Below are 7,901 nucleotides of genomic sequence, written 5' to 3'. Positions count from 1 at the left end.
GGGCGTGAAGGGGCCGCTCATCATCGGCGGCAAGTCGATGGGCGGCCGCGTCGCCTCGATGATCGCCGACGAGATGTTTTCGAGGGACGAGATTTCAGGCCTGCTTTGTCTGGGCTATCCCTTCCATCCGCCGGGGAAGCCGACGCAGCTTCGGACAAAGCACCTCGCCGATCTGAGGACGCCGACACTGATCTTCCAGGGCACACGCGACGAGTTCGGGACCAGGGACGAGATCGCGACCTACGATCTTTCCGACAGCATCGAGATGCTTTGGTTGGAGGACGGCGACCACGACCTCAAGCCGCGCAAGAGCATCTCCGGCTTCTCCGCCGCCGATCATCTGAAGACGATGACTGATGCGGTGAAGGCGTGGGCGGACCGGCTCTGAATTCTGCCCGATGAAGATCGCCACCTTCAACATCAACAACATCAACAGCCGGCTGCAAAACCTGCTGGCCTGGTTGACTGTCGCCAAGCCTGATGTCGTCTGCCTGCAGGAGCTCAAGGCGAGGGACATGCAGTTTCCGCGCACAGCACTCGCCGCGGCCGGCTATGGCGCGGTGTGGGTAGGGCAGCCGACCTGGAACGGCGTCGCCATACTCGCGCGTGGTTCCGAACCTGTATTGACCCGCGAGGCACTGCCCGGCGACGACAGCGACCAGCAGGCCCGCTACATCGAGGCAGCGGTCAACGGCATCGTCGTCGCCTGCCTCTATGCGCCGAACGGCAACCCGCAGCCCGGCCCGAAATTCACCTATAAGCTGGCCTGGCACGAGCGCCTGAACGCGCATGCGGCAGAACTGTTCGACACCGGCCTGCCGGTGGTGCTGGCCGGCGACTACAACATCGTGCCCGAGCCGCGCGACATCTACCCGACCCGCTCCTATGACGACAATGCGCTGGTGCAGCCGGAAAGCCGCGCCACCTTTGCAGCGCTACTCGACCAGGGCTGGACCGACGCACTGCGCAAGAAGCACCCGAAGGACACGCTCTACACATTCTGGGATTATCGCCGCAACCGCTGGCAGCGCGACGCCGGCCTGCGGCTGGATCATGTATTGCTGTCGAAGAAGCTGGCGCGTCGGCTGGCCGGTGCCGGCATCGACCGCGACGTGCGCGGCGAGACCGGCGCCAGCGACCATGCACCGGTGTGGGTGGAGTTGAGGTGAGGTGAGGGGGGAGAGCCAATCTCCCCCACGAAAGGGGAGATTGGCTACTATCACAAGGACATCGACAAGCCCGGCAATGGCCGGCATCATTGCGGGCAAAGCGAAAGCGCCCGAGGGGGAGCCCGATGAACAGGTTTGTCGATAGGCTGCTCGCGGTGCTGCTGCTGGCGATCGGCATGCTTTGCTTCACACGTGTGTATTTCGCGCTGGGCGGCGAGGGCGCAGGCGACGCTTTCGCGTCAGTGCGCCTGGCTTTGTTCGGGGCCGCGGGCGTTTTCTCAGCCCTTGCAGCCCTGCTGTTCTGGGCCGGCCTGTTGCCCGGCCGGTCGAAACCCGGACTAGCCGCGCCGCTGTTCGGCAGGGGTGCCGAAACGCAACCCACCGGACGACCGCGGCTGCGGCAGCTCTTCGCCGTCGTTCCGTTCCTTGCCGTACTCGCTTTGGTGGCCGACCAGCTCGGCCCCTGGTCGCGACAGCCACAGGACGCCGGCAAAAGCCTGACCGCCGAGCGACCCGCGCCGAGCGCGCCGAAGGGCGAAGACGTCGCCAGCGCGGAACCGGCACAGCAGCCGGCTCCTGCCTCGCCATCAGAGGTCGCGCTTGCCCCACCACTCTCACCGCCGGAGGCTGCTCGAGCCCCGGATCCGCCGCCGCAGACTATCGCGCCGCTGCCTCAGCCTGCGCCGCAGCAGCCGACGCAGCCCGATGGCCATCGCGAGCCCGTCGTCTGGCTGGCGGTGGCGCCCGACGGGCACTCGATCCTGAGCGCCAGCACCGACCGCACGATCAAGCTCTGGGACATCGACGGCAAGCGCCTGATCCGCACCCTCGGCGTTCACAAGGACATGGCGCGGACAGCGCTTTTCCTGCCCGATGGGGCGCGGGCGCTGACGGCCGGCGACGATGGCGAGATCGTGCTGCGCCAGCTCTCCGATGGCGCGCTGCTGCATGTCTTCTCGTCGGGCCAGAACGGTGGCGTCAACAAGCTCGCGATCAGCCCCGACGGCAAACGTGCCGTCAGCGGGCACGACACAGGCAGGGTCATCGTCTGGGATATCGAGAAAGGCTCGGTGCTGCATGTGATGCCGGGGCACGACTGGTCGATCAGCGGGGTCGCCGTCTCGCCGGACGGCACCCGCGCGGTCAGCGGCAGCATCGAGGGCACGCTGAAGCTATGGGACATCGATACCGGCAAGCAGCTGCGCAGCTGGCACGGGCACGAGCGTGGCCCCTATGGCGTCGTGTTCACGGCCGACGGGCGTCTCCTGATCACCGGTAGCGGCGACTATTCGATCAAGCTCTGGGATCTCGACACCGGCCGTGAAGTCCGCCGCCTCGAGGGCCATTCGGGCACGGTCTATGCGCTGGAGCTGTCGGCCGACGGCAAGCGGCTGCTCTCCGGCTCGCTCGACGGAACGGCACGGCTGTGGGACATGGAAACCGGCAGCGAGACCGCCCTGTTCGACAGCCGGTCCGGACCGGTCTATGCAGTGGCGTTCGCCGCCGACGGCACGGTGCTGACCGGCGGCTACGACCGCACCATCCGGGACTGGCCGGCGGATGGCGGCGAGGCCGTGGCGCTGTTTCCGGGCGCGCCGGAGTGAGCAATTTCCTGGTCGGAGTTTGAGCACCCCCCTCTGTCCTGCCGGACATCTCCCCCGCAAGGGGGGAGATTGGACGCCGCCTCCACTTTCGCCAATCTCCAACACCGCAAGAAAAGCGGCGACATCGAAATTGCCGATCTCCCCCCTTGCGGGGGAGATGCCCGGCAGGGCAGAGGGGGGTGTGAAGGGACGCGACCTGTACAATATCGGCGCGACGCGGCATCGTCGCGCGGGGTGCAGGGGCCGAACATGACGACCGATCTCCACATCGTCGAGGCATCCATCGCGGAGTTGCGGCGGGCGCTCGATGACGGCACCGTCACCAGCGTCGAGCTGGTCGGCGCCTGCCTGCGCAGGATTGCGTGTTACGACCGGCATGGCGTCACCCTCAACGCCGTTCCAGTGCTCAATCCCAAAATGTTCGAGGAGGCCACCGCGTCCGACCGGCGCCGCAGGAAAGGTGCCGCGCTCGGGCCGCTGGATGGCGTCCCCTATACCGCCAAGGACAGCTACAAGGTGGCGGGCCTGACAGTCGCTGCCGGTTCGCCCGCCTTCGAACATCTCACGGCCAACGAGGACGCCTTTACCATCGGGCGGCTGCGGGCCGGCGGCGCGGTGCTGATCGGGCTGACTAATATGCCGCCGATGGCCAATGGCGGCATGCAGCGCGGCGTCTATGGCCGGGCGGAAAGCCCCTACAACGCTGATTACCTGACGGCGGCCTTCGCGTCGGGCTCGTCCAACGGTTCGGGCACGGCGACCGCCGCCAGCTTCGCCGCCTTCGGGCTGGGCGAGGAGACGTGGTCGTCGGGCCGGGCGCCGGCGTCGAACAATGCGCTGGTCGCCTACACGCCGTCGCGCGGCGTCATTTCCGTGCGTGGCAACTGGCCGCTGGTGCCGACGATGGACGTGGTGGTGCCGCATACGCGCAGCGTGCCGGATATGCTGGAACTGCTCGACGTGATCGTCGCCGACGACCCGAACACCAGGGGCGATTTCTGGCGTGCGCAGCCCTGGGTCGCATTGCCGAAGAGCTCGGCCGTGCGGCCGCCATGCTATACCGGGCTCGAGCTGGAGGGAGCGCTGCAAGGCATACGGCTCGGTGTGCCCCGCATGTATATCGGCCGCGACACGCAGGCTGACGTTCCGATCCAGACCCGCGCGTCGGTGCTCGACCTCTGGGAGCAGGCGGCAGCGGATTTGCGACGGCTTGGCGCAGATGTGGTCGAGGTCGACTTTCCCGTCGTCTCCAACTACGATCGCGACCGGCCGGGCACAAAAAACATGGCCGATCGCGGGCTGGTTTCGGAAGAATTCGCCGAGCGCGAGATCTGGGACCTGTGCATCTTCGCCTGGGACGATTTCCTGCGCGCTAATGCCGACCCGGCCATCCCCGATCTGTCCTCGGTCGACGGCCCAAAGATCTTTCCGCAGCCGCCGGGCACGCTGCCGGACCGCTATGACGACAGTTTCGATCTGGCCGAATATGTCGAGCGGGCGAAGCTGGGCGTGACACCTTTCGCTGATATCCCCGAGTTGGAGGCTGGGTTGAAAGGTCTGGAGGCGACGCGGCGCATCGATTTCGAAGATTGGCTGGACGCGCAAGGGCTCAACGCGGTGGTGTTTCCCGCCGTCGCCGATGTCGGGCCGGCCGACGCGGATGTCAACGAGGCGTCCGCAGCGCTGGCCTGGCGCAACGGCACCTGGGTCGCCAACGGCAATCTGGTGTGGCGCCATCTCGGTATTCCGACCGTCACCGTGCCGATGGGCACGATGGCCGATATCGGCATGCCGGTCGGGCTGACCTTCGCTGGCAAGGCCTATGATGACGCCAGGCTGTTATGCCTCGCCGGCGACTTCGAGCGCGCTGGCCGGCGTCGCACCTGTCCGCCGCGCACGCCGGAACTGGCCGACGATGTCTTTTCTGCCCGGCCCAGCGACATCAGGCCCAATGTTGCGCCGTTGACCATCACGCTTGCTGCCGAGACGCGGCATGCCGGCGGCCAGGACGAGATAACAATCATGCTCGACGTGCACAGCGATGGTCCCGTCGAGGTCCTCAGCGTAAAGGTGCATGCTAACGGCGAGCCCGTCACCATGCAGCGCACCGGCGTGCGCTTCACCGGGCGTGTCCTTGTGCCGGCCGCCACGCACAAGGCGATTCACAGCGTCTGGCGTGGCTCGTACGGCTCGATCGTCACCGCCGTTATCCGTCTTGAGAACGGACGCGCTGCCGGCGCCTACGTGGTGACCGGTGGGATTGGGTGAGGTTGCGGCAGGTGAGACAGTTGCTGGCAGCTATGAAGGCAACGAGGCCAGCCATTCATCCCAAAATTCCTGTTGTATGCGAACGAAGGTCGGCACAATGTCGTACCCGTCGTCAAATATATTGACCAGATCAGTCTTCTGGGGGAGCTGCCCCATTTTCACCTTGCAGGCGATCAATCCGCGGCTCATCTCGATGACCGTTCCTTCGGGATAAACATTCCCGCTCGCTCCATAACAAAGGGCAGCAGGCCATCGACTTCGAGTTGCTGGCGGATTTTGAACAGCGCTTCGAAATAGTCTTCCTCCTCGGCCTCGATCACCTTGTCACGGTAGCTGCAGGTGAGGTGGCAGGCGGTCTCGGATGAGCGCAAGGTGAACACCGCTTGCTCGTCGCCGCCCGTGCCGCCACCGATCAGGAATACAGTATACTGCTCGTCCATTTCCCACCCCGTTTGCCGTCAGTGAAGATCGTAGTGCGGCACGGGCCGGTTTTCCATCTATTACCTACTGCGTAGGGCGGTCACGCGTCCGTCTCGTTCGAGACGACGCGAGACCTCGCTCGCTGCCCTTACCGTCGCGCGGCTAAGGGCAACGCGGTGCTGATCGGGGTGACCTGACGGCGGCATACAGCGCCGCGTCTGCGGCCGGCCTCTCAATCCGCGTCAGTCTTGCAGGGATCGGCTTTGGCCGCTGCTGTCTTCTCGCCTTCCTGCTGCGCCTCGACATCCTGCTGCGAGGTGGCAAGGTTTTTATCCCCACCGCCTTCCTGGTTGGCAAGTGGCATGGTGTTGGCGTCCTTATTGGCCGGGCCGCCCTCTACCCTGTTGCCGGCATTCGCGTCAGTTTCGAGGGGCGCACGCGTCGCGTCTTTTGCGACGCCTGATTGTGCTTCGATCGATGCGGTCGTGTCATGGCAGGTGGCGCTTGCCGCGCCAGCGGTCAGACCGATCATAGAGGTGGCGAGCAAAATAGCGGTTAGCGTCTTCATCTCATCCTCCTTTCGGTGTTTGAGCCTATCTTTCTAAACTGCCGGCAGTATCCGAGGTTCCGCTAATTTAGTTCAAACCTCGATCTGAACGCTCAGCGGATCATTCCGGCATTTATCTGGCCGGCATCTATCTGGCGTCGTATTCCCATTGATTTGCGGGCTTCCGCAGGCGCAGCCTATCGCGTATTGGGCCGAGGAAAATCCCTTGGCACGCGTGAAAAGTATGATTCGACTGGAAAGCATCAGCAAGCAGAACGGAAGGCAGATCGTCTTCATCGAAGCCTCTGCCTCCCTGCAGAAGGGCGAGAAGGTCGGGCTGGTCGGCCCCAACGGCGCCGGCAAGACGACGCTGTTTCGCATGATCAACGGCGAGGAACAGCCCGACGAGGGCCAGGTCTCGGTCGATCGCGGCATCACCATCGGCTATTTCAGCCAGGATGTCGGCGACATGCAAGGCCGCAGTGCCGTTGCCGAAGTGATGGACGGCGCCGGGCCGGTGAGCGAAGTGGCGGCCGAGATGCGTGAGCTCGAAGCCGCCATGGGTGATCCGGAGCGATCAGGTGACATGGACGCCATCATCGCTCGCTATGGCGACCTGCAGGCGCGGTTCGAGGAGCTCGACGGCTATGCGCTGGATGGCCGCGCCCGCGAAGTGCTGGACGGCCTCGGGTTTTCCCAAGAGATGATGGACGGTGACGTCGGAAAACTTTCCGGCGGCTGGAAGATGCGCGTGGCGCTGGCCAGGATCCTGCTGATGCGGCCCGACGCTATGCTGCTCGACGAGCCGAGCAATCATCTCGACCTGGAAAGCCTGATCTGGCTGGAGCAGTTCCTGAAAGGTTACGACGGCGCGCTGCTGATGACTTCGCATGATCGCGAGTTCATGAACCGCATCGTCAACAAGGTGGTGGAGATCGATGGCGGCTCGCTGACCGCTTACTCCGGCAATTATGAATTCTACCAGCAGCAGCGGGCGATCGCCGACCGGCAGCAGCAGGCGCAGTTCGAGCGCCAGCAGGCGATGCTGGCCAAGGAGATCGCCTTCATCGAGCGCTTCAAGGCGCGGGCGTCACATGCCGCCCAGGTGCAGAGCCGGGTGAAGAAGCTGGAAAAGATCGACCGCGTCGAGCCGCCCAAGCGCCGCCAGAAGGTGTCGTTCGACTTCCAGCCGGCGCCGCGCTGCGGCGAGGACGTGGTGACGCTGAAGAACGTCCACAAGGGCTATGGCAGCCGCTCGATCTATGAGGGGCTGGATTTCCAGGTACGCCGCCGCGAGCGCTGGTGCGTGATGGGCATCAACGGCGCCGGCAAGTCGACGCTGCTGAAGCTGGTGGCCGGCGCCTCCGAGCCCGACAATGGCACGGTGGCGCGCGGGCCCAGCGTCAAGATGGGCTATTTCGCCCAGCACGCCATGGAAGTGCTGGAGGGCGAGCGCACCGTGTTCCAGACGCTGGAGGACGCGTTTCCACAGGCAGGCCAGGCGCCGCTACGTGCGCTGGCCGGCTGCTTCGGCTTTTCGGGCGACGAGATCGAGAAGAAATGCCGGGTGCTGTCGGGCGGCGAGAAGGCGCGGTTGGTGATGGCGCTGATGCTGTTCGATCCGCCCAATCTGCTGGTGCTGGACGAGCCGACCAACCATCTCGACATCGCCACCAAGGAGATGCTGATCACGGCGCTCTCGCAGTATGAGGGCACCATGCTGTTCGTCTCGCACGACCGGCACTTTCTCGCGGCGCTGTCGAACCGCGTGCTGGAACTGACGCCCGACGGCATCCACACCTATGGCGGCGGCTATACGGAGTATGTCGAGCGCACCGGGCAGGAAGCGCCGGGGTTGCGGAGCTGAGGCGGGGAGCGGCGCTGCTGCTCACC

Annotated in this window: 7 protein-coding genes; 5 read left to right on the top strand and 2 right to left on the bottom strand. The window is 65.1% G+C overall.

Annotated features, from left to right (window positions below; genetic code table 11):
• The 4 genes from E5W87_RS19260 to E5W87_RS19245 all read left to right on the top strand — a co-directional run.
• On the top strand, positions 1-388 hold a 388-nt coding region (locus E5W87_RS19260; protein WP_367118842.1), incomplete at its 5' end, for an alpha/beta family hydrolase.
• Between the two features lie 10 nt (positions 389-398).
• Positions 399-1,169: an exodeoxyribonuclease III gene (locus tag E5W87_RS19255; protein ID WP_292400804.1), complete on the top strand. Its 771-nt coding sequence runs from the start codon at positions 399-401 to the stop codon at positions 1,167-1,169.
• Positions 1,170-1,294: 125 nt separating this feature from the next.
• On the top strand, positions 1,295-2,773 hold the full coding sequence (locus E5W87_RS19250; protein WP_292400801.1) for a WD40 repeat domain-containing protein: 1,479 nt from the start codon (positions 1,295-1,297) through the stop codon (positions 2,771-2,773).
• Between the two features lie 249 nt (positions 2,774-3,022).
• Entirely contained in the window at positions 3,023-5,041 is a 2,019-nt protein-coding gene (locus E5W87_RS19245; RefSeq protein WP_292400798.1) for an amidase, read from the top strand.
• Positions 5,042-5,226: 185 nt separating this feature from the next.
• On the opposite strand, the gene E5W87_RS19240 is transcribed toward E5W87_RS19245, so the two are convergent.
• On the bottom strand, positions 5,227-5,481 hold the full coding sequence (locus E5W87_RS19240) for a hypothetical protein (RefSeq protein ID WP_292400795.1): 255 nt from the start codon (positions 5,479-5,481) through the stop codon (positions 5,227-5,229).
• Between the two features lie 212 nt (positions 5,482-5,693).
• The gene (locus E5W87_RS19235) at positions 5,694-6,029 is read right to left on the bottom strand and encodes a hypothetical protein (protein WP_292400793.1); all 336 of its coding nucleotides are present in this window, start codon (positions 6,027-6,029) and stop codon (positions 5,694-5,696) included.
• A 223-nt stretch (positions 6,030-6,252) separates the two neighbouring features.
• On the opposite strand from E5W87_RS19235, the gene E5W87_RS19230 reads away from it, so the two are divergent.
• The gene (locus E5W87_RS19230) at positions 6,253-7,875 is read left to right on the top strand and encodes an ABC-F family ATP-binding cassette domain-containing protein (RefSeq protein WP_292400818.1); all 1,623 of its coding nucleotides are present in this window, start codon (positions 6,253-6,255) and stop codon (positions 7,873-7,875) included.
• The last annotated feature ends 26 nt before the right edge of the window (positions 7,876-7,901 follow it).

Origin of the sequence: Mesorhizobium sp. (assembly GCF_004962925.1) — a bacterium.
Classification (GTDB): domain Bacteria; phylum Pseudomonadota; class Alphaproteobacteria; order Rhizobiales; family Rhizobiaceae; genus Mesorhizobium.
Note: the sequence above shows the minus strand (reverse complement) of the source record. Positions and strands in the feature narration are given on the sequence as shown.